General features: G+C 35.4%; 29 protein-coding genes. 25 read left to right on the top strand and 4 right to left on the bottom strand.

All coding sequences use genetic code 11. The annotated features are described in order from the left end of the window. Positions 1-9: 9 nt before the first annotated feature. Genes yidD through rpmH form a run of 3 tightly spaced genes read right to left on the bottom strand, consistent with a single transcriptional unit; the run spans position 10 to position 891 of the window. Entirely contained in the window at positions 10-378 is a 369-nt protein-coding gene (gene yidD, locus CCZ01_RS07875) for a membrane protein insertion efficiency factor YidD (protein WP_112052673.1), read from the bottom strand. A 56-nt stretch (positions 379-434) separates the two neighbouring features. Further along, positions 435-755, bottom strand: a complete 321-nt coding sequence (gene rnpA / locus CCZ01_RS07870; RefSeq protein ID WP_112052672.1) for a ribonuclease P protein component — start codon at positions 753-755, stop codon at positions 435-437. Position 756: 1 nt separating this feature from the next. Beyond that, the gene (rpmH, locus tag CCZ01_RS07865; protein WP_112052671.1) at positions 757-891 is read right to left on the bottom strand and encodes a 50S ribosomal protein L34; all 135 of its coding nucleotides are present in this window, start codon (positions 889-891) and stop codon (positions 757-759) included. Between the two features lie 310 nt (positions 892-1201). Between rpmH and CCZ01_RS07860 the strand changes: the two genes are divergently transcribed. From CCZ01_RS07860 to CCZ01_RS07740, 25 genes are all read left to right on the top strand, one after another. Further along, positions 1202-1618: a universal stress protein gene (locus tag CCZ01_RS07860; RefSeq protein ID WP_112052670.1), complete on the top strand. Its 417-nt coding sequence runs from the start codon at positions 1202-1204 to the stop codon at positions 1616-1618. Between the two features lie 23 nt (positions 1619-1641). Then, positions 1642-2052 carry a Spy/CpxP family protein refolding chaperone gene (locus CCZ01_RS07855; protein ID WP_112052669.1) on the top strand — a complete coding sequence of 137 codons (411 nt, stop codon included), beginning with the start codon at positions 1642-1644 and terminating at the stop codon, positions 2050-2052. Next, positions 2049-2723 (top strand): response regulator transcription factor, encoded by a 675-nt coding sequence (locus CCZ01_RS07850; protein ID WP_112052668.1) that lies wholly within the window; start codon positions 2049-2051, stop codon positions 2721-2723. Before CCZ01_RS07855 ends, CCZ01_RS07850 begins: the two co-directional genes overlap by 4 nt. A gap of 8 nt (positions 2724-2731) precedes the next feature. Beyond that, on the top strand, positions 2732-3946 hold the full coding sequence (locus CCZ01_RS07845) for a HAMP domain-containing protein (RefSeq protein WP_112052667.1): 1215 nt from the start codon (positions 2732-2734) through the stop codon (positions 3944-3946). 123 nt (positions 3947-4069) lie between these two features. Further along, positions 4070-4885: a J domain-containing protein gene (locus CCZ01_RS07840; protein ID WP_258437062.1), complete on the top strand. Its 816-nt coding sequence runs from the start codon at positions 4070-4072 to the stop codon at positions 4883-4885. Between the two features lie 8 nt (positions 4886-4893). Continuing rightward, positions 4894-5835 carry an NAD(+)/NADH kinase gene (locus CCZ01_RS07835; RefSeq protein ID WP_112052666.1) on the top strand — a complete coding sequence of 314 codons (942 nt, stop codon included), beginning with the start codon at positions 4894-4896 and terminating at the stop codon, positions 5833-5835. Between the two features lie 17 nt (positions 5836-5852). After that, entirely contained in the window at positions 5853-7388 is a 1536-nt protein-coding gene (locus tag CCZ01_RS07830) for a DNA repair protein RecN (protein ID WP_112052665.1), read from the top strand. Between the two features lie 30 nt (positions 7389-7418). Beyond that, complete coding sequence (queC, locus tag CCZ01_RS07825; RefSeq protein ID WP_112052664.1) at positions 7419-8060, top strand: 7-cyano-7-deazaguanine synthase QueC; 642 nt, start codon at positions 7419-7421, stop codon at positions 8058-8060. A gap of 8 nt (positions 8061-8068) precedes the next feature. Beyond that, positions 8069-8404 carry a 6-carboxytetrahydropterin synthase QueD gene (gene queD, locus CCZ01_RS07820; RefSeq protein WP_112052663.1) on the top strand — a complete coding sequence of 112 codons (336 nt, stop codon included), beginning with the start codon at positions 8069-8071 and terminating at the stop codon, positions 8402-8404. Next, positions 8391-9008, top strand: coding sequence for a 7-carboxy-7-deazaguanine synthase QueE (locus tag CCZ01_RS07815; protein WP_112052662.1), 618 nt, complete (start codon positions 8391-8393; stop codon positions 9006-9008). The genes queD and CCZ01_RS07815 overlap by 14 nt, the downstream gene beginning before the upstream one ends. Positions 9009-9254: 246 nt before the next feature. Next, on the top strand, positions 9255-10178 hold the full coding sequence (gene fmt, locus CCZ01_RS07810; RefSeq protein ID WP_112052661.1) for a methionyl-tRNA formyltransferase: 924 nt from the start codon (positions 9255-9257) through the stop codon (positions 10176-10178). Continuing rightward, the gene (locus tag CCZ01_RS07805; protein ID WP_112052660.1) at positions 10159-10791 is read left to right on the top strand and encodes a biotin--[acetyl-CoA-carboxylase] ligase; all 633 of its coding nucleotides are present in this window, start codon (positions 10159-10161) and stop codon (positions 10789-10791) included. Before fmt ends, CCZ01_RS07805 begins: the two co-directional genes overlap by 20 nt. 21 nt (positions 10792-10812) lie before the next feature. Next, positions 10813-11664: a ParA family protein gene (locus tag CCZ01_RS07800; RefSeq protein WP_112052659.1), complete on the top strand. Its 852-nt coding sequence runs from the start codon at positions 10813-10815 to the stop codon at positions 11662-11664. Continuing rightward, entirely contained in the window at positions 11633-12550 is a 918-nt protein-coding gene (locus CCZ01_RS07795; RefSeq protein WP_181566369.1) for a ParB/RepB/Spo0J family partition protein, read from the top strand. Before CCZ01_RS07800 ends, CCZ01_RS07795 begins: the two co-directional genes overlap by 32 nt. Before the next feature lie 56 nt (positions 12551-12606). Beyond that, the gene (locus CCZ01_RS07790) at positions 12607-13029 is read left to right on the top strand and encodes a F0F1 ATP synthase subunit B family protein (protein ID WP_112052658.1); all 423 of its coding nucleotides are present in this window, start codon (positions 12607-12609) and stop codon (positions 13027-13029) included. A gap of 12 nt (positions 13030-13041) precedes the next feature. Further along, complete coding sequence (locus CCZ01_RS07785; protein ID WP_112052657.1) at positions 13042-13557, top strand: F0F1 ATP synthase subunit B; 516 nt, start codon at positions 13042-13044, stop codon at positions 13555-13557. Further along, positions 13558-14088: a F0F1 ATP synthase subunit delta gene (locus CCZ01_RS07780; protein WP_112052656.1), complete on the top strand. Its 531-nt coding sequence runs from the start codon at positions 13558-13560 to the stop codon at positions 14086-14088. It begins immediately after the preceding gene. A gap of 24 nt (positions 14089-14112) precedes the next feature. Further along, positions 14113-15627: a F0F1 ATP synthase subunit alpha gene (gene atpA / locus CCZ01_RS07775; RefSeq protein WP_112052655.1), complete on the top strand. Its 1515-nt coding sequence runs from the start codon at positions 14113-14115 to the stop codon at positions 15625-15627. Positions 15628-15643: 16 nt separating this feature from the next. After that, entirely contained in the window at positions 15644-16546 is a 903-nt protein-coding gene (gene atpG, locus CCZ01_RS07770) for an ATP synthase F1 subunit gamma (RefSeq protein ID WP_112052654.1), read from the top strand. Between the two features lie 41 nt (positions 16547-16587). After that, on the top strand, positions 16588-17997 hold the full coding sequence (gene atpD / locus CCZ01_RS07765) for a F0F1 ATP synthase subunit beta (RefSeq protein WP_112052653.1): 1410 nt from the start codon (positions 16588-16590) through the stop codon (positions 17995-17997). Positions 17998-18028: 31 nt separating this feature from the next. Continuing rightward, positions 18029-18418, top strand: a complete 390-nt coding sequence (atpC, locus tag CCZ01_RS07760; protein ID WP_112052652.1) for an ATP synthase F1 subunit epsilon — start codon at positions 18029-18031, stop codon at positions 18416-18418. Beyond that, on the top strand, positions 18418-19023 hold the full coding sequence (locus CCZ01_RS07755; protein ID WP_112052651.1) for a MotA/TolQ/ExbB proton channel family protein: 606 nt from the start codon (positions 18418-18420) through the stop codon (positions 19021-19023). The genes atpC and CCZ01_RS07755 overlap by 1 nt, the downstream gene beginning before the upstream one ends. A 10-nt stretch (positions 19024-19033) precedes the next feature. Beyond that, a complete protein-coding gene (locus CCZ01_RS07750) occupies positions 19034-19429 on the top strand; it encodes a biopolymer transporter ExbD (protein ID WP_112052650.1) in 396 nt (131 codons plus the stop codon). After that, positions 19422-20159: a TonB C-terminal domain-containing protein gene (locus CCZ01_RS07745; protein ID WP_112052649.1), complete on the top strand. Its 738-nt coding sequence runs from the start codon at positions 19422-19424 to the stop codon at positions 20157-20159. The genes CCZ01_RS07750 and CCZ01_RS07745 overlap by 8 nt, the downstream gene beginning before the upstream one ends. Further along, complete coding sequence (locus tag CCZ01_RS07740) at positions 20159-20671, top strand: hypothetical protein (RefSeq protein WP_112052648.1); 513 nt, start codon at positions 20159-20161, stop codon at positions 20669-20671. Before CCZ01_RS07745 ends, CCZ01_RS07740 begins: the two co-directional genes overlap by 1 nt. Before the next feature lie 93 nt (positions 20672-20764). Here CCZ01_RS07740 and CCZ01_RS10460 read toward each other — a convergent pair. Next, positions 20765-21555: PBECR2 nuclease fold domain-containing protein (locus tag CCZ01_RS10460; protein ID WP_258437052.1), on the bottom strand; the 791-nt coding region annotated here is incomplete at its 5' end.

The raw sequence follows: 21555 nt of genomic DNA, 5'->3' as shown, positions 1-21555 counted from the left end.
AACCTTTATTTATTGAGATTTTATAAGATAGAATCGTTGACCAAAAAAAGATTGTCGTGTAGAAAAGGGAACCAACCAAAAAACAACTTTGATTTTATGCTCTATCCTCTTATCACTTTTTGGCTGGAGACTCAATATCGGATAACGGCGAAAAACAATGGGGTAATCAATACCCCCCTTTGCGAAAGGGTGACAGCGAACCACACGGTAAAAACTCTGCAATATTGTCCAATAAAGCGGTGCACTACCCAAAAGCCACATACAATATTCAGAACAAGTCGGATAATGTCTACAGCTCGAACCACCAATCAATGGAGATATCCATAACTGGTAACCTCGACACAATTTTATAAAAAAAGAATTAATATCTTTTTTCACCTCAACTTCCTTAAATTCCTAATTGATTTTCATCACTTCATTTTTGTTCACATTTTTTATTGGTGCAAGAACCCTAATCTCATTCCTAGCATATAAAATTCTCTCTGAATATCGCTAAAATGCGAACCAACAATAGAAGATTTTGCAACAATTACAACTTGCCCATCATCGATATTTGAATCATAAAAACGATAAATCTCGCGTAATTGGCGACGAACTCTATTTCTTATCACCGCATCTCCCACTTTCTTAGACACCGTAAAACCCACCTTTTTATTCGAACCTCTATAAAAAAAGAGTATCAAAAAATACCCATGTTTTTTTGCACCTCTTTTGTAGATAAATTCAAACTCCTTGCCTTTTTTAAGTGTAACCACCTTATACGGCTAATCTCTTGCGTCCAGAACGACGACGTGCATTAATTATTTTTTTTCCTGTCTTACTTTTCATTCTAGCACGAAACCCATGTGTACGCTTACGCGGAGTGTTGTGGGGCTGATAAGTTCTCTTCATAAAGCAAACCTCTCTTCATAAATAATTTTTTGGAAGTCGAAATTTTACCCCCTTTTTTCTTAAAAAATTCTATAAGAATTTTATTCTAGCAATTCAAGAGAACAAAAGGTTACTTTTCAATAAAATAAATCAATCCAATGTTACCTACCCCTATAGATTTAAATTTTTTCTTGAAACGAGTTCAACATTCTCTAATTGCAGAATTTAAGACATTTTTTATTGTCTTTGAAAACATTTTTTTGTAGAATACCCAGCATTAAAGTGCAATATAAATCCCCTTACAGAATATAGCACAATTGAAGGAGAGATTATGAAAAAGATTCTTTTTGCTATTGATGATACACCAGAATGTCAAAGAGCTGCTGAGTATGTCACCGATTTTTTTGGAACAATGAGTGATTGTTCTTTTACGCTTATCCATATTAAACCGGAATTTAACCTCTATGGCGATGCAATGCTTACAGCCTATGAAGAAGCTGAAAACAAGGAAGAAGACAAAGCAAGAGAGGTTCTTGAAAAATTCACACAATTTTTTACCTCTAAAGGCTTAAATCCAACTGCCCTAATTAAAGAAGGAGAACCTGTTTCAATGGTGCTAGAAGAGGCAAAAAATCATCATCTATTAGTAATTGGTAGAAGTGCGGATTCTTTTTTTAATAAAATCTTCTCTTCCAATCAAGATGATTTTATTACGAAAACGCCCATTCCTGTTTTACTTGTTAAATAAAATTTAACTTTTGGAGTTTTTGAGTGCGTTCTTTTTTTATATTACTCTGCTGTTCTGTATCCTTACTATTTGCAGGCACTATAAAACCAGAAACTGAAAGTATTGAATATGATTCACAAGCCTATATCTACGATTGGAAACAAGACCTTAAACTTACCCAAAAGCAATTCAAAAAATTACGCGACATTCTCCGCGACTATCGTTTGCAAAATAGCTCTATTCAAGATGATTATGCAAGAAATTCTGCATTAAATCATAATCTCTTTATAGAAAATCAATATGATGCAACCTATTATATTGAGTCTTCTATGCAGATTGAACGAAAACGTCTAGAGGCCGAAAAGAACTTTTTTACAAAAATCCATCATCTTCTAACCCCAGAACAACGCAAAGCCTTCGCAAAAAATATTGATGATTGGAGTATACAAAGATGATTAAACTCTTACTTGTTGAAGACGATATAACAACACAAGAACTTATTTCTACTTATCTACAAGGCTTTGACATTCAAACCAAAGCTGTTGCTTCCCCACTCCACACTCTCAACATTCTAAGGCAAAATCCACAAGCTTTCGATATCTTAGTGCTTGATTTGATGTTACCTGAAATGGACGGACTTGATTTATGCCGTGAAATCCGAAAAATTTGCAATACACCCATCATTATTTCCTCTGCAAGAGGTGACTTAGGCAACAAGATTCTAGGATTTGAACTAGGTGCTGATGACTACCTTGCCAAACCCTATGAACCACGTGAGCTTGTTTTACGCATTCATGCACTTCTTAAACGAAATCGTACTGAATCCAACATTCTTGAGATTGGGGAATTAAGCATTCACGAAGATAAGCAAGAGGTATTTTTAAATGGAAAACTTTTAAATCTCACGCCAACAGAATTTAGTATTCTTATGCTTTTTATCCGTAAAAGGGGAGAACCTGTCAGTAGAGAAACTCTCATTAATGAAATTGAAAATATCCATGAAAATAATTATTCAAGGAGTATTGATACCCACATTTCTAATCTAAGAAATAAGTTAGGCGATAATGTTAAAACCCCAAAATATATTAAATCTGTTTGGGGAATCGGTTATAAATTTATTGCTTAGGTCAGTTAATGTCAATTTTTTGGCAAATTTTATGGGTAGTGATTCTCTCTTCTGTAACTCTACTTTTTATCTCTTATAAAAGCGAAGGAATTACAAGCGAACGTTTACGTTCTATGCGCCTCAATGAAACTCTAAGAGATATTCAGCCATTATATCGTTCCCTTATAAAAGGAAACATTATTAAAGTTAAAGATGGGCTAATTGCAGAGGGTTATACTATAAAAACCGGTGGCGTTATTCCCGCAAAATCAGTTATCCTGCATCAAGAAAATGGCGTTTTTGGAGAAATGACAATTTGGAGTCGGAACACAGAGTATGGAATTTTATTGCGTTACTTAGATGATATTATTCTTGCATCTAGAATTGATACAGAGGAATCAGACCAAACACTCATTAACACTCTATTGATTGTGCAAGCTATTTTGATGTTTTTCCTTTACGCTTGGCTTTATATGATTTTGCGCCCCATTAAACAACTCACTAAAAGCCTCAAAAATTTTCAAGATGGAAATTATCAAACGCGAATTCAAGTACACTCTAAGAATGAATTAGGAGAATTGGCGAGGAGTTTTAATAATATGGCAGAAACTATCTCAGAATTATTTAAAAGCAAAGAAATGCTATTACGTAACGCAGGACACGAATTGCGCACCCCCATCACAAAGGGCAAACTTGCACTAGAAATCATGCAGGATACTCCACAAAAACCCATTATTCAAGAATGTTTTTTAAGGCTTGACACGCTCACTAACCATCTTTTAACGCTTGAATATCTACAAGGCATTCAAAATCTCAAACAAGAAACATTCTCTATGCATACATTACTTTTAGAATCTCTATCCCAAAGTTTTGCTGATGAGGAATCTGTAAAACTGAATTTACAAAATGACTTTCAAATCACGGGTAATTTACAATGGTTAAGCACTGCCTTAAAAAATCTTATCGATAATGCCCTCAAATACCAAGAAGCCGATGAAGCAATAGAAATTATCCTTCAAGATAAAACTTGCAGTATTCTTAATGTCGGAAAACCTCTACAAAAAGAATTTACATTCTATTTAAATCCCTTTGTGCAAGAGGAGGATTTTAAAGAAAAAAAAGGTTATGGCTTAGGATTAAGTCTTGTTGCGACAATTTTAAAAATTCACCACTTTCAATTACAGTATGCATATCAACACAATAAACATATTTTCAGTATTTGTTTTTCGTCTCAACCAAAATAGGCATTTTTAAACTTATTTACGCTACAATCAGCTTTTCAAGAAATTTAGTGTTCAATGAAGTATAAATAAAGGAATACTCTTTGCTAGAACAGCAATAGGCAGAAATTAATAAGGAGATTGAATATGATGAAAGTCGAACTATTACAACAATATGTTCAAATCAACATCAGCAGATATTCAGAATTTTTGCCACGTGCAATTTCGTTTGCAATGCGACACTTCTCCCGAAGTTATCGCCTTTCTAGCTCCATCTTGATTCTTGATGATGGCGAACGTTTAAAAAAAGACTACTTTTTAAACTGGGCTTATCATATCGGTTTACAAAGAGAATCGCGCGAAGAGAGTGCAAGTTTTGAGGAAATTCTAGCCCACAGCTACTTACCTATCAGGATTAAAATTATTGATGAAACGGGAGTGCTTGAGCAAATTAAAATTTCTCTTAAAGTTATCAAGCTAGGACAAGTTGCCTTAATACTTGACCACCCCAACCTACTTGCTAGACGTTATTTGCTTTCTATATTTAAGAATTTTCTACTTAGCTATAACTCTAAAGAATTATTCTTGAATGCAGAAAGTGAAGATTTTTGGGAAGTTTTGCTAGGCTTAATCTCTCAAAAAATCATTCATAATGTTGTTTTAAATTTTGACTATGAAAGCTTTAAGGCTTGTGCTAGAGGGGGGTTTGAAAATAGCGGATTCAAGGAATACTATCTCACAAAAGATGAAATCACATTGCGTAATAGTTTAAAAACCCTTTCTTGCAATTTAAATGATGATTGGGAAACAATTAAGAACCGCTATATTGAGCTAGCAAGAGAATACCACCCTGATCGAGTTTATGGACAAGATATTGCCATTGTTGAAAGCTATACGGAGAAATTCCGTGACATTCAAGCCGCCTATGAAAATCTGAAACGTCAGTTAGAAGTTCGACATTAGAGTATTTAATGAAAAAACAAATTCAATACGTTGGTATTATTTTACGTCCAAATATGCCTTCCTTAAAAGAGTATTTTAATACAATAAAGGCAATTTTTCTGCACTATCAGCTCACACCCTTACTAGACATGGCGAGTGCAAAAATGATTCAATCTCCTGATGGTGTTGATTTCAATCAGTTACTCAAAAAAGCAGACTTACTCCTTGCTATTGGAGGAGATGGAACACTCCTTGCCTTAATTCGCCGTTCTTATGGCTATAATATTCCTGTGGCGGGTGTCAATATGGGAAGACTTGGCTTTTTAGCTGAAATTAGTCGCGACAATATTCAACAATTATGTGAATCCATTGTCAACCAACGATATACCTTGCAAGAGACATTAACCTTAGAGGGAAATCTAGATTGGCATACGGATTCGCCACTAATAATGGAAACAGTAGGTATCAATTATGGTAGCACAAGTTGCATTCACAATCCTTTACAAAAAGCTTCACTCTTTGCATTCAATGAATTTACGCTAATGCGTAGTGATACCTTTGGTATAATTTATCCTAAGATTTCTGTCATAAACCCACAGACTGCTGAAAAAAATACTTTTAATAGTTTTGGTGGAGATGGATTTATTGTTTCTACTCCTCGTGGTTCAACAGCTTATAATATTAGTGCTGGAGGGCCTGTTGTACATCCTTTTTCAGACAATATCATCTTAACACCCATTTGTGCACACTCCCTAACACAACGTCCATTAGTGCTTTCTTCTGATTTTACACTTTGCATAGAACTGCAAGAACCATGTGCTGCAAATCTCATTGTTGATGGGCAAAGAAAATTAAAATTTAGTTTTGGCGATAAACTTATAATCCACAAAGCTAAACACAGCACTACAATGTTGCACACCTATCAATATGATTACTTTACAATTTTACGCGAAAAACTCCACTGGGGATAAACAATACAAGGAGAACAATGATACAAGAAATTCTTATTAAAAATTCACCCATTTTTAAAAAAATACAGATTCAACTTGATGATGGCTTTAATGTGTTTAGTGGTGCAAGTGGAGTTGGAAAATCCGTTTTAATGGAATCCATACTTGCACTTTTTGGGCATAAAGATAGCAATGCTTCTGTAATTGAAGCCCACTTTAACATAGCTTTGGATTTAGAATCTTGGGGAATAGATAGCGATGAAGATACTATCTTATCAATTCTTAAAAAAGACAAAACGCGTTATTTTATTAATTCTCAAAGTATCTCTAAACATCGTGTCTTAGAAATAACTTCGAGTTTTGTTAAATATCTCGGTTCGCGTTATATGGATTTTGAGGAAGGTTATTTGCGGCATTTATTAGATTTGTTTATTTCTCAAAAAAATACCCATTTTAAAAAACAACTTCAACTTCATCAAGATATATTTAAGGAATATAGTGAGATTTTAAAGAAATACACACAACTCTTAAAAGAAGAAGAACAAATCGAAGAATTAAAAGAATTTGCACGATTTGAAATCCAAAAAATCTCAAGCATCGCACCAAAAATCGGGGAATATGATTCTTTAATGGAAAAAAAACGACTTCTCTCTAAATGTGAAAAAATTGGAGAGCTTAGTCAAGAGGTAGAATCCTTTATAGAAACAGGGAGCATTGCTTCCCAATTCTTAAACCTCCTCAATCGTGATGCAGTCTTTATTGAGGATGCCCTCTTAGAATTAAAAAATATCATTGAAGAAGAAAAAAATAAATTAGAAGAATTATTAGAGACCGATGCAGGGGAAATTTTGGAACGCATCTCCTTGCTTTCAGACATTCGTAAACGCTATGGTGGAGAATTAGAAGCACTTGAGATTCTTAAAAAAAAGCAGGAGGAATTACAACATTATGAAAATCTCACTTTTTCAAAAGAACAATTACAGCAAAAATTAGATTCTACAAAACAAAAATTAGATTCTAGTGCTGAAAATCTCCATCAAGAACGTGTGAAAAACCTCAAGAAATTTGAAAAAGCCTTTAATGAACACCTAAAAATTCTACATTTAAGGGAATCTGTTTTTGAGTTAAATAAGATTCATAATATGGAATATGGATATGATACAATTAGCTTTAAACTACAAACAACAGAATTAAAAAATATCAGTGCAGGAGAATTTAGTCGCGTTCGTCTTGCTCTCCTTGCACTTGAAGTTTCTTTTGAAGAAAAAGTAGGGATTCTAATTTTAGATGAAGTTGATGCAAACTTAAGTGGGGAAGAAAGTGAGGGTGTTGCTAAAATTTTGAATCTTCTAGCACAAAGTTACCAGATTCTTGCCATTTCACATCAACCCCATATGCCAACTTTATGTAATCGTCATTTTTTAGTCTACAAACATTCTAAAGATGAACAAGAAAGTCATATCCAGCCTTTAGATAAAAAAGGGCAGATTCAAGAGATTGCAAGAATGATTAGCGGACAAGAAATTACACAAGAAGCCATACAATTTGCAGAAAAACGTCTTAGCAACAAATAATAAATTCAATAACCTAAAAGAAAGGAAAATATGAGACTTGTTTTATTTAGCGGTGGTATTGATAGCACAACAGCCCTATTTTGGAGTAAACAAGAAACTTCTACAGAAGCCTTAATCTTTCAATATCCAAGTCGCCACAACATACAAGAATGTAAAAGAGCGATTCAAATTTGTCAAGCGACTCAAGTGCGTTACCACATTCTCCATCTAGAATCCATCTTTCGTTCATTTAAAAGTAGCCTTCTTGTTGGGAGCAGTGAGGACATTCCACAGAGTCAATATGATGAAAAAAGTTTAGAAAAACTTGTTGTTCCATTTAGGAATGGTATATTTTTAAGTGTTGCAGCCGGTTTAGCGGAATCTTTAGGTGCAGATAGTTTAGTTTTAGCAAACCATTCAGGTGACCATCCCATTTATCCAGATTGCACAAGAGAATTTATTATGGCGATGAATGAAGCTATTTGGTGTGGAAGTGGGCATAAAATACGCATTCTTAGCCCATTTTGCGATTGGGATAAAAATAAGATTGTGCAACTTGGAATATCCTTAGGTGTAGATTACTCTATGACCTATAGTTGCTATACAGGAAATGAAAAACATTGCAATATGTGTCCAACATGCCTTGAATCTTTAGAAGCTTTCAGGGCAAATTGTTTAAAGATAGAAAGATAGGAGAATCTATGTTTTATATTCAAAAACGACTTGAAATTTCAGCAGCTCATCAGCTTTTTTTAGACTATGAAAGCAAATGTAACCGTTTGCATGGACATAATTGGATTGTAACGATTTTTTGTCGCTCTAAAGAATTAAATCATAATGGTATGGTAATTGATTTTACACACATTAAAGAAAAGATTCATAAACGACTTGATCATCAATTCTTGAATGACATTATGAATGTTAGCACAACGGCAGAGAATATTGCTAAATGGGTTTGTGATGAATTAGGCGAAAAATGTTATCGCGTGGAAGTACAAGAAAGTGAAGGAAACATTGCTATTTATGAGCGAGACTAAAATTTATTCTATTAGAGAGATTTTTTATAGTTTACAAGGTGAAGGTTTTCATAGTGGAAAAGCTGCTATTTTTGTCCGTTTTTCACAATGCAATCTTCGTTGTGATTTTTGCGATACAGAATTTGATACAATCCTTTATCGTTATAATAAAGAACAATTAGAGCATCACATTCAAGAGATTTTAAATAAAGCCAAGATTACACAAAAACCATTAATTATCTTTAGCGGTGGCGAACCAACCTTACAGCTTGTTGAAGAAGAATCTTTATGTGATGGTTTTTATCGTTGCATTGAAAGTAATGGATTTAAATTAGCTCCGAGTTGGATAGAGTGGGTAACAATTTCACCCAAAACAAAGAATATTCCGCAATCCATTCTAGCAAGAATGCAAGAATGTAAATTTTTGTATCCGCTTTTTTCTTTTGATGAGATTCAAATCTATTTACAGCAATATCCCCATAAACACTATTGCATTCAAGGCATTGATAGAGGAGATAAAGCCTATTTGTATGCAGAATTTTATAAAGAAATGGTAGAATTTTGTAAAAAAAATCCTCAAGTGCGTTTAAGTGTACAATTACACAAAATTTTGCAAATTGAGTAATCATAGCAAACTATGCTATGGCAACGAAATTATAGAATCTTTAAAGATAGTTCCTCGATTATAGAATCTTGCATACTAAGATATTTTCACCACTCAATCTTTTAATTTATTGCAAATAAAGAATGCAATATAAACATTCTAATACAACAAAGCAAAATCTATAGTTCTACCTCCTATGATTGATTTAGGCAATCTAGTCTTGGGTATGCTATAATTAGGCTATTTTATTTTCAAAAGGTATCAGTTATGCGTATTTTATTTATGGGAACTCCAAATTATTCTTCTATCATTTTATCTTATCTGCTTAATTCTCCTTTTGAGGTTATTGCTGTTGTTACTCAACCCGACAAACCTGCAAAACGTGGGCAACATTTAAGTTATCCAGCAACAAAGCAGTTCCTACTAGAACAAAATTACAACACACTCTTTGCAGAAATTCTACAACCCCAATCACTTAAAAATAATATTGAATTTTACTCTAAGATTCACGCGTTAGCTCCAGATGTGATTCTTGTTGCCGCTTATGGAAAGATTCTTCCTTTAGAAATTTTAAACTTGGCTCCATGTTACAATCTCCATGCTTCCTTGCTTCCTAAGTATCGTGGTGCAAGTCCTATTCAAGAATCCTTACTGCAAGGTGAACGCACTGTAGGTGTTAGCTTTATGCGTATGAATGAGGGACTTGATTGCGGAGATTATTTAGCACAAAGCGTGGTAGAATTGGATAATTCAATAAATGCAGAAATTCTATTTGAAAAACTTGCTCATGTAGCGGGAAAACTGACCTTACAATGTCTAGATAAGCTTAATTATTTATGCCCACTGCCCCAAATTGAAGTTGACTCCTCCTACTGTCATAAAATTCGCAAACAAGATGGATTAGTACATTTTGAATCCGCCACCAATATTTTACGTCAATATCGTGCATACTCATCGTTTCCAGGTATTTTTCTTAAAAATGGTCTCAAGCTAAAAGAGATAGAATTATACGCAGAAAATGGCAATTATCAAGCAGGAAGAATTCTTGATATTCTTAAAGATGGTGTTGTTATTGGTTGCATTCAAGGTTCTTTGTTGCTTAAGCAAGTTCAACCCCCCTCTAAGAATCCTATCTCTGCATTGGCTTATCTTAATGGAAAAAGGTTAAAAAATGGAGATTCTTTATTATGATACACTAGAGTCAACACAACTATGGCTTATAGAACAAATCAAAACTCATTCTTTAAGTGCACCCATTTGTGTGGTTGCAAAAAATCAAACAAATGGCATTGGATCACGCGCAAATACATGGCACACTCAAAGAGAAGCATTAACTTTCTCTTTTGCACTACCCCTACAACAGCTTCCTAATGACTTACCCCTACATTCAAGCTCCCTATATTTTGGTTATATACTCAAAGAAATTCTTACTAATCGTGGTTCTTTGGCTTGGCTAAAATGGCCAAATGATCTTTATCTGGATACACACAAAATAGGTGGAATTTTAACACAAAAGGTGCAAAATACTCTTATTTGCGGTATTGGTATCAATTTAAAAACAAATGGGGATTTTGCAGCTTTAGAAGAACATGTCCACAAAGAAGACATTATTGAAGAAATGGTGAAAAAAAACTTTTCTATCTATCAATGGAAGCAAATTTTTAGTAAGTATAGGTTAGAATTTCATCTGAATTATTCCTACAGCTTTCATAAAGGGAATGAAAAAATCCCTATAAAAGAAGCCATATTACAGGAAGATGGAGCATTACTTTACAGAGGTGAAAAATTGTATAATGCTCGATAAATTACATTACTAAGGGAAATTATGTGTGAGGTTATAGCTATTGCAAACCAAAAAGGTGGGGTAGGCAAGACAACAACGGCGGTTAATCTAGCCGCGTCGTTAGCTGTCAATGAAGAAAGTGTTTTACTGATCGATGCGGACCCCCAAGCAAACGCAACAACAAGTCTGGGAATTCGTAAAAACGATATTGAATTAAATATTTATCATGTTTTAATTGGTGCAAGAAGATTTTCGCAAGTTATTCAAAAAACTCGCATTCCAACTCTTTCTTTAGTTCCATCGAGTATTGGGCTTGTTGGTTTTGAAAAAGAATTTTATGATGCTAAAAAAAAGGGTGGCGGACGCGAGTTTACATTACGTAAAAAATTAGAAGAAGTTAGCTCACAATACGATTACATTATTATTGACACACCACCAACATTAGGACCTTTAACAATCAATGCACTTTCAGCAGCAAATTCTGTTATTATCCCTATTCAGTGTGAATATTTCGCACTAGAAGGTGTAGCACAACTTATCCAAACCATTCATCTCCTTAAACAAACAACAAACCCAAATTTGTTTATTCGTGGATTCTTACCTACAATGTATAGCAATCAAAACAACTTATCACCCGCAGTATTTAAAGACTTAGTACAGCATTTTGACAAGTATTTATTCAGGCAAAAAATCAAAGATTCACAAAATGTAGAAAAAGATTCTTATGTCATTATTCCACGCAATATTAAGCTTGCCGAAGCACCAAGCTTTGGGCAACCTATTATTCTTTATGATATCCGCTCCATCGGCAACACCGCTTACCAGGATCTAGCAAAGTTAATCTTAGAAAAAAGGGCAAGTTGTGGCAAAATCACGCAAACAAGCATTGGGTAAAGGTTTAGAATTCCTGTTAGGGGAAGCACAGGAAGCTTATCAAAATGTTCTTAATGATACAACAGGTATGGTTTTAGAGATTAACATTCATCATATCCGTCCTAATCCTATGCAACCGCGTCAAAATTTTAGTCAAGAATCCTTAGAGGAATTAAGCCAATCAATCCTCGAATATGGGCTTTTACAACCTATTCTCTTATGTAATGATACAGAAAGCACACAAGAAGAACATTACATTATTGTTGCTGGAGAAAGGAGATGGAGGGCTTGTCAGATGGCTAATTTTTCAACAATCCCTGCAATTATTCTTAGCCGTCAACAAACACAGCAGTTGCGTGAAATCGCCTTAATTGAGAATATACAAAGAGAAGATCTTAACCCCATCGAACTTGCACAATGCTACAAAGAACTCATTCAAACCCACCAATTTACGCATGATGAATTAGCAAAAAAGGTTTCAAAAAGTCGCACACAGATTACAAACACCCTTAGATTATTAAACCTTGAGCCTAATGTTATTCAAGCCCTATTGGAAAATAAAATCTCTCAAGGACATGCAAAAATAATTGTCTCAGCCCAACCAAAACAACAAGAAGAAATTTTACAATCTATCCTTAACCAAAAACTTAATGTACATGAAACAGAATCTTTAATTAGAAACCTTAAAAATACAAAAGCGGGAGAAAAACGGGAAAAGGACAAGACCCCCAATGCCACCTCTCCAATTAAAATACAAATAATGCAAAATGAACAAAAAATTCTTGATTTTTTTGAAAATCAGAATTTTCAAGCCGTCTTTAAAGGTAAAACTTTATGTATCTCCTTTAAAAATGATGAAGAAATGGAAAAATTTGCACAATATTTACAAGAGTTATCCTCCATTTAAGCTAAAACCTATCTTAAGAATGATAGAATACCTTAAGAATCTAAAAAGGAGTTAATATGCTAGACATAGTTCCATTGCTGATGTTGCTTGTCTTTGTGGTTTTTGTAACGCTAGTCTACTTGCTTAATGAATGGCTGTATAAGCCCCTATTAAGCTTTATGGATAATCGTTCCTCTTCCATTAAGAGTGACCTTGAAGGCATACGTGGAAATGACCATGAAATCGAGGTTTTAAAAGCAGAAGCTGAACGCGTTCTTGCTAATGCAAAGAATGAAGCTAATGCAATTAAAGAAGAGGCACAAAATCTTGCTAGAGAAGTTGCCGCCCAGCAAGTCAGTGCCAAACAAAGTGAGCTTGATTCGAAGAAACAGGAGGTTATTTCTAGCCTTGAGGAGGAAGGAAATGAGCTTAGGAATACACTTTTAGCACAAATGCCTCTTTATAAAGAGAGCTTAAAAGCTAAATTAAATCAGTTATAAGGAGAGAAAGAGGTGAAAAGGCTATTGTTTATCCTATGTAGCTTATTATTGTTGCCTGTGACAGCTTTTGCAGCAGGGGATGGCGAGAAGGACATTGTTGAAAGAACGCTCAATTTTATTCTTTTTGCTGGACTTCTTTATTATTTTGTCGCAGATCCACTTAAAAATTTTTTTAAGGATCGTGCAAAAGGTATCGAGAGTGAATTAGAAAAAGTCCAACAAAAGCTAAAAGAATCTAAGAAGGCAAAAGAGAATGCTGAAAATATGTTAAAACTTGCTAGAGAGAATGCTGAAACCATTGTTGCAACAGCAAGACGAGAAGCAACAATTCTTAGGCAAAAGATTGAGGAAGGTGCACTTTCTGAAATTGAAATCATGAACAAACAATATGAGGATGCTATTGAATTTGAGCGTCGCAGGGTGGAACAAGCTATCGTCAAAGAAGTTTTGCAAGAACTCTTTGAAAGCGATGCCTTAAAATTAGATAAAGTCGCTTATTCAGAGATTCTCTTAAAAAAGGTTGCATAGATGAAAGAATTAATTGCAAAAAAATATACCAAAGCACTGACAGAAAGCTTCAAGGCGGAGGAAATAGTTTCTATCTTAGAATCTTTAAGAAAAGTGGAATCAGCATTCGAAGATAGTTTATTTTGTGACATTATCGCCACTCCAAGCATTCAAGAAGCAAAAAAAACAGAGGTGATTTTGGATATTACAGGACGCAATAACTCAAAACTTATCAACTTTGTTAAACTTTTGGGTGAAAAAAATCGCTTTGAGATTATTCCTGACTTATGCAGAGAATTGGAACGTAGACTTGCAACAATGCGGAGTGAATATACAGCACTCCTATATACACAGGAGGCTTTTAGCGATGATGTTCTTAAAAATATTGAGGTCGCCTTTGCGAAACGTTTGAATGTGCGGTTAGCTTTGGTGCAAAAAATCAGCAATGATGGTGGGGTACGTCTAGTTGTTGAGGATTTAGGCGTGGAAGTTGCTTTCTCTAAAGAGAAATTTGTTAATGATCTTAGAGATCATATCTTAAAAGCATTTTAATTTAATTTTAAAAGGAGTGTTCCAGTGACAGTAAAGTTACAAGCAGATGAAATTAGCTCAATCATCAAAGAAAGAATTGATAACTTCGATATCGATGTCAATATCGCAGAAACAGGGAAGGTTATTAGCTATGCTGATGGTGTAGCGAAGGTGTATGGACTAAAAAATGTAATGTCTTACGAAATGGTTGAGTTTGATACTGGCGACAAGGGCTTAGCGTCAAATCTTGAAGAAGGGAGTGTTGGTGTTGTTGTACTAGGTGCAGGGAGAACAATCAAGGAGGGTTCTTCTGTAAAAAGACTCGGGCGACTAATGAGAGTTCCTGTTGGCGATGCCTTAATGGGACGTGTCGTCAATGCACTCGGTGAACCCATTGATGGAAAAGGTGCAATTGAGGCAAATGAATTCCGATTTGTTGAGGAGAAAGCACCTGGAATTATGGCTAGAAAGTCTGTTCATGAACCTTTGCAAACAGGCTTAAAAGCAATTGATGCACTTGTCCCAATCGGTCGCGGACAAAGAGAGTTAATTATCGGTGATAGGCAAACGGGTAAAACGACTGTTGCTATCGATACAATCATCAATCAAAAAGGACAAGACGTTGTTTGTATCTATGTTGCAATTGGGCAAAAAGAATCTACTGTTGCACAGGTTGTTAGAAAACTAGAAGAGCATGGAGCGATGGAATACACAATTATTGTTAACGCACCTGCTTCAGATTCTGCTGCTATGCAATTCCTTGCTCCTTATTCGGGTGTTGCAATGGGAGAATACTTCAGAGATAATGCACGTCATGCATTAATTATTTATGATGATCTCAGTAAACATGCCGTTGCTTACCGCGAAATGAGTTTGATTCTTCGCCGTCCTCCTGGACGTGAAGCATTTCCGGGTGATGTATTCTATCTCCACTCAAGACTTCTTGAACGTGCAGCAAAACTAAGTGATGATTTAGGTGCAGGTTCTTTAACAGCACTGCCTATCATTGAAACACAGGCTGGGGACGTTGCAGCCTACATTCCAACCAATGTGATTTCTATTACAGATGGACAAATATTCTTAGAAACTGATTTGTTTAATTCAGGTGTTCGCCCAGCGATAAATGTGGGTCTGTCTGTCTCAAGGGTTGGGGGTGCTGCACAGATTAAGGCAACTAAACAAGTTGCGGGAACATTGAGACTTGACCTTGCTCAATATCGTGAACTTCAAGCATTCTCACAATTTGCTTCTGACCTTGATGAAGCGAGTCGAAGGCAGTTGGAGCGTGGGCAAAGAATGGTGGAACTTCTTAAGCAACCTCCTTATGCACCACTCCCTATTGAAAGACAAGTTGTTATCATCTTTGCAGGTGCACAGGGCTATATGGATGATATCCCTGCAAACAAAGTAACAAAATTTGAATCTGATCTTTACCCATTCATTGAGGCAAGATATCCACAAATTTTTGAAAATATTCGCACACAGAAAATGATTGACAAAGATACTGAAGAGCTTCTCAAAAAGGCATTATCAGAATTCAAAAGCTCATTTAATGCGTAAACTTTAAGGAAATAAAATGGGAAATAACCTTAAGGAAATTAGAACACAAATAACGAGTGTTAAAAACACCCAGAAGATTACGAAGGCAATGAAACTTGTTTCAACCTCCAAGCTCAAAAAAGCGGATGAGATGGCGAAACGTTCAAGACTTTATGCAAAACGTATTATGGAAGTTTTTCAAGAAATTCATGAACGTATTGAAAAGAGTGGTACGGGTAGTCTTGATGGACCATTTTTTACAACCAGGGAGACCCAAGCAAAAAAGGTAGATATTATCTTTATTACAGCAGACAAGGGTTTGTGTGGTGGCTTTAATTCAACAACAATTAAAGAAGTTTTGAAGGTAATGGCTTCCTATAAGGCGAAAGGTGTTAAGGTGCGTTTGCGTGCGATTGGCAAGAAAGGAATTGCCTATTTTGACTTTAATGGAGTTGAATTGCTTGACCGTGTTGTTGATCTGAGTTCTACTCCAAACTATGAATCTTCTTCTGCTTTTGTCAATAAGGCAGTGAAGGATTTTTTAGACGGTGTTGTTGATGAAATTGTTTTAATTTATAATGGCTTTAAAAATATGATTTCTCAGGAGTTGCGTGTGCAACAGCTTTTACCTGTGGCACATCCTAAACCACAACAAGAAGAAAATCATCTCGTTGCACCCCCTATGGAAATTGAGCCAGAGGATGGTGAAGTAGAAATTCTTAACCAACTTGCAAAAAAGTATATAGAATTCAGTATGTATTATGCACTTGTTGATTCTTTAGCAGCAGAGCATAGTGCAAGAATGCAGGCTATGGATTCAGCAACAAACAATGCGGGTGAATTAGTTAAAACTCGCACAATTGCTTACAACAAAGCACGTCAAGAAGCAATCACAACGGAATTAGTAGAAATTAATACCGGTGTAGAGTCGATGAAATAATCATCAAACTTTTTAATATATTATCTTAAGGAGTCAATAAAATGGAAGGAATAGTTACGCAGGTAATGGGTCCAGTTGTGGATGTTGATTTTAATAACTATCTACCCGCAATCAACGAAGCATTGGATATCAATTATGAAGTAGAAGGATCGCCTAAGCAACTTGTTTTAGAGGTTGCTGCTCATATCGGGGACAATCGTGTAAGGGCTATTGCGATGGATATGACAGAAGGTTTAACACGAAATGCAAAAGTTGTCGCAAGAGGTGATGCTATTACTGTTCCAGTTGGTGCAGGAGTTTTAGGGCGTATCTTTAATGTAATTGGGGAAGCCATTGATGGTGGAGAACAACTTAGCGACCCTGTCAAGTGGTCAATTCACCGTTCTGCTCCAAGCTTTGAAGACCAGAGCACAAAAACAGAAATGTTTGAGACGGGCATCAAAGTTGTGGATTTGCTTGCTCCTTATTCAAAAGGGGGAAAAGTAGGCCTGTTTGGTGGTGCAGGTGTGGGTAAAACCGTTGTTATTATGGAGCTGATTCACAATGTGGCTTTCAAGCATAGTGGCTATTCTGTCTTTGCAGGCGTAGGTGAAAGAACAAGGGAAGGAAACGACCTCTACCATGAAATGAAAGAATCGGGCGTTTTAGATAAAGTGGCACTTTGTTATGGGCAGATGAATGAACCACCAGGTGCAAGAAACAGGATTGCTTTTACAGGATTAACAATGGCTGAGTATTTCCGTGATGAGGAAGGCAGAGATGTGCTTATGTTTATTGACAATATTTTCCGATATGCACAATCAGGTGCGGAGATGTCAGCACTTTTAGGTAGAATTCCTTCAGCTGTGGGCTACCAACCAACTTTGGCAAGTGAAATGGGTAAATTGCAAGAAAGAATTACTTCAACAAAAAAAGGTTCTATTACTTCAGTTCAAGCGGTTTATGTACCTGCTGACGACTTAACTGACCCTGCTCCAGCTTCAGTGTTCTCACACCTTGATGCAAAGACTGTTCTTAATAGAAAAATTGCAGAGAAAGGAATTTATCCAGCGGTTGACCCGCTTGATTCAACTTCAAGAATTCTTGACCCACAAGTCGTTGGTGAAGAACATTATAGAATTGCGACAGGTGTTCAGCAAGTTCTACAAAAATATAAAGATTTACAAGATTTAATTGCAATTCTAGGAATGGATGAGCTTTCTGAAGAAGACAAGAAAGTGGTGGCACGTGCAAGAAAAATCGAGAGGTTCTTCTCACAACCTTTCTTTGTTGCGGAAATTTTTACAGGTAGTGCAGGTAAATACGTCACATTACAAGAAACATTAGATGGTTTTAAAGGTATTTTGGAAGGTAAGTATGACGATATTCCAGAAAATGCTTTCTATATGGTAGGTAATATTAATGAAGTTATCGAAAAAGCAGAGAAAGAGAAAGCAAAGGCAAAGGCTTAGTGCATAAAAATCCACATAAGGAGTTCCACTCATGGATACTTTAACCTTAAATATCGTTACCCCCGAAGGGGGGATTTTTTCAGGGCAGGTACGTAGCGTTTTGTTACCTGGTGAAGAGGGTGAATTTGGTGTCCTTCCCGGACATAGTGATGTTTTAACACTCCTCAGTGCGGGTGCAATTGAGATAGAAAGAGAAGATGGCAAAAGAGAAATCGTTGCTGTCAACTCAGGCTATGTTAAAGTTGACCACAAAAGTGTTGATGTGTTGGCAGATGGTGCGGTTGCTATCAGTGGTGGTAATGATAGTATTATTGCGAAAGCTTTGGCGGACGCAAAAAATCTTCTAGAAGGTGCAAAAAGTGATAGAGTTATTGCTGCTTCTGTACTTTCACGATTAGAATCTGCAGCAAAGACTTTTTAATGACTTTTACAGAACAATTAAGTCAATATTTTTCCTCAAGTGGGATTGTTACTTATATTGTACTGATATGGCTTTCTTTATATTTTATCCTTTCACTTTGGATATTTCTATATAGAATTCTTATCCTTTCAGGATTACTTGCACAAGAGAAACTCTCTTTGGAGTCTCTTATGCAGGGAAATTACAAGCTTTCTCGGTCATCTCTACTTAGTTACTCACTCAAAAGAAAACACGCGAATGTCACACGTGAGTTACTCGAAGTTTCTAAACAAAGAGCCATCGCACGTGCAACTGTGGGACTCACATTACTTTCTGTATTCGCTTCTACAGCCCCCTTTATTGGCTTGTTTGGAACAGTAGTTGAGATATTGGAGGCATTTTCAAGATTAGGAGAAGGTGCAAGGGCAACCCTTGAAGTGATAGCTCCCGTCATTTCAAAAGCACTTATTGCAACAGCAGCAGGAATTTTAACAGCCATTCCAGCATACTCTTTTCATATTTTACTTAAACGTAAGTCGTTTGAACTGGTCTCTATTATACAAATGGAAATTGAGATGATTATCAATATGGAACAAACTTCAGGAATGGAGATTAAGCAAGGGTAAGGAGGAAGTTTTGAGTCAATTTAATTGGGACGAATCTCCAGATTTAAACATCACCCCTTTAGTTGATATTATGCTTGTTCTTCTTGCTATCTTGATGGTAACCGCCCCTGTTGTTGTTTATCAAGAAGAAATTACACTTCCGCAAGGTTCTAAAACCTCAAAAGTGCAGCAAGATGCAAAGATTGAAATCCGTATTGACAAAAAGAAGGTAGTCTACATCAAAGATCACACGTATGAATTTGATGCATTTCCCGATAGTTTTATCATGTTTTCACAAGGATACGACAAAAAAACGCAAGTTTTAATTCGTGCGGACAAGAATCTTCTTTATGATAATGTCATCTTTATCCTCAAAAGCGTAAAAGGGGCAGGTTTTACACGCGTCTCATTGGTTACTGATGGATAAAATTATCTTATGGTGTGCAAGTGGAGTCATTTCTATCTCCCTATACGTTGGCATTATTATTATTTTGCTTTTTATTGGTATTACGCCCTATAGCCACCCTGTTAAAGTGAGTGTACAGAAGGAAATTGAATTTCAAATTGATGTAAGTTTAAGTGCAGAAGAAACAAAAGATACACTCTCTACGCAAAAAGCACCTGATAAAAAACTACCCACAAACGATAAACCCGCATCAAAAACCCCAATTGCAGGACAAGGAGTGGGCGATTTATTTGCCTCTGTTGCAGATAAAATTCCAGTAAAACCACAAGAAATTTTAGACAATAATGACCCCAATGCCTCCAGATTTAAGGGGGAAAGCTCACAAGAAAAGGATACCATTCAAGAAAATTTACAAAAAATCTTATCAAATGCTAATGTCAAAAAACGTGTCTTATTTGTTGTACCAGAGGGAGAATATGACGAGTATTATGCAAAAGTAAACGAATTTATCAGTGAGCGATGGGCATTACCTCAGTATCAAACATATGTAGGTAGCCATAATGCACGCGTTAAAGTCACCATTAACCATAAAGGAGAATTTTCCTACCAACTGATTAAAAATTCCGGTAATGAAGCTTTTGATTCTGTATTGCGTATTTTCTTAGAAGACATGACACATTTATCTTTTCCTAAATATATCAATCAAAATCGCACATCAACAACTATTGAAATTACCATCGGTGAATTATAGTGATATTAAAATATGCTTTTTATATTACTTGTCTAGTACTACCAATATCTGCTGAATGGAATATTTATTATTCCCTTGAAGCACAGGGTGGCATTAGTGCACTCAATTCTTATGATTACAAAAATGTTGCTGGGGATTATGGTGCATCAATGACACTAGGCGGTAGTACTGAATCTTTTGGTTTAGGTGCAAATATGCTTTATATGCGTAGCCACAACCGACTTTTAGAAAATTTTTCTGGAGCAAACATATTATTTAATTTTAAACAATACGCACTCTTTGCAGGTGGAGGCGCTACTCAAAAACAACACTTTTCAAAAACTAGTGGCTACTACTATGAAATAGGAATCAGACAACAAGAACCTTTTTCTTTTTCTGTTTCTTTTCGAGAAAGCATTTATGATAAAAGCGATTTTTCAGCAAATGCACCTTACCCAGCCACCAAAAATCATAGTTTATTGATACAATTTTATATTCCAATATTTCATTTGTCTCATAAAATAAATAATTAGTTTTTAAAAATATGTTTATATGCAAAATGAATACCGTCTAATAAGACTTTTAAAAAAATAGCTTTCTCATTTAAATATTTTCAATTTATATTTCTACATTCTATATCTAGCAATGTGGCAAATGGGATAAAGGCAGATGCAACTTATATTTAGATATTTAGCTAAAATGGCTTGTTGTTCTTGTGTTGCTTGTGTATTGTTTTGCATAAGCTCTTTGAGTAAAGACATAGCCTCTATATTGTCTTTGAATCTAGTCCTTAAACTTTTCTCTTCATCATGGAAGGATTCAAAGTCTAAGGGTTTTTTAAGATGATTAGGGGTAGAATTATCACTGTTCAGTCTTGTTGGCAGTAGACCGTCTGTCTGTAAAAGCTTGTCATAACGGAGTACTCCGAAGTTTGGAGACTGATAGATGATGTTTTCATTTGTAGCCTTATTTATTAAATTATTTCTTTTCTTCGGTGCATTACTTGCAACAATGAAACCTGCGTCAAAATCCTTACCAACAGAAGTAAAAAATAATTTGTCATTTAATTCTCTTGCAAAAATAATTGAATCTTCGTGTTTAATAACAATTTCTGGCTTCTCCAAAGTGGGTAAAATGTCTTTGATATACTTCTCTCTTTTATTTGCAATCAGTTTTATCAAACTATTTTTTGTTAAAAGTAAATCTTTGCCGACATACTCCTTAACTTCATTAGGAATATGCGGTATAAAAGGTTCATCAATATTTTTTAGATTGAATATATTCATCCATTCTTGTTTAATCTTTGCAGGGATAATGACTTCCTCTGCATAATCAAATAAATTCTTAGGTTCTATTTTTGTCTGTTTTAGCTTTTTTCTCTGCTTTTTTAAGCCTTCTTTTGTTGTATGCGTAATTT

The sequence above is a fragment of the Helicobacter monodelphidis genome (assembly GCF_003288845.1).
GTDB lineage: Bacteria > Campylobacterota > Campylobacteria > Campylobacterales > Helicobacteraceae > NHYN01.
Note: the sequence above shows the minus strand (reverse complement) of the source record. Positions and strands in the feature narration are given on the sequence as shown.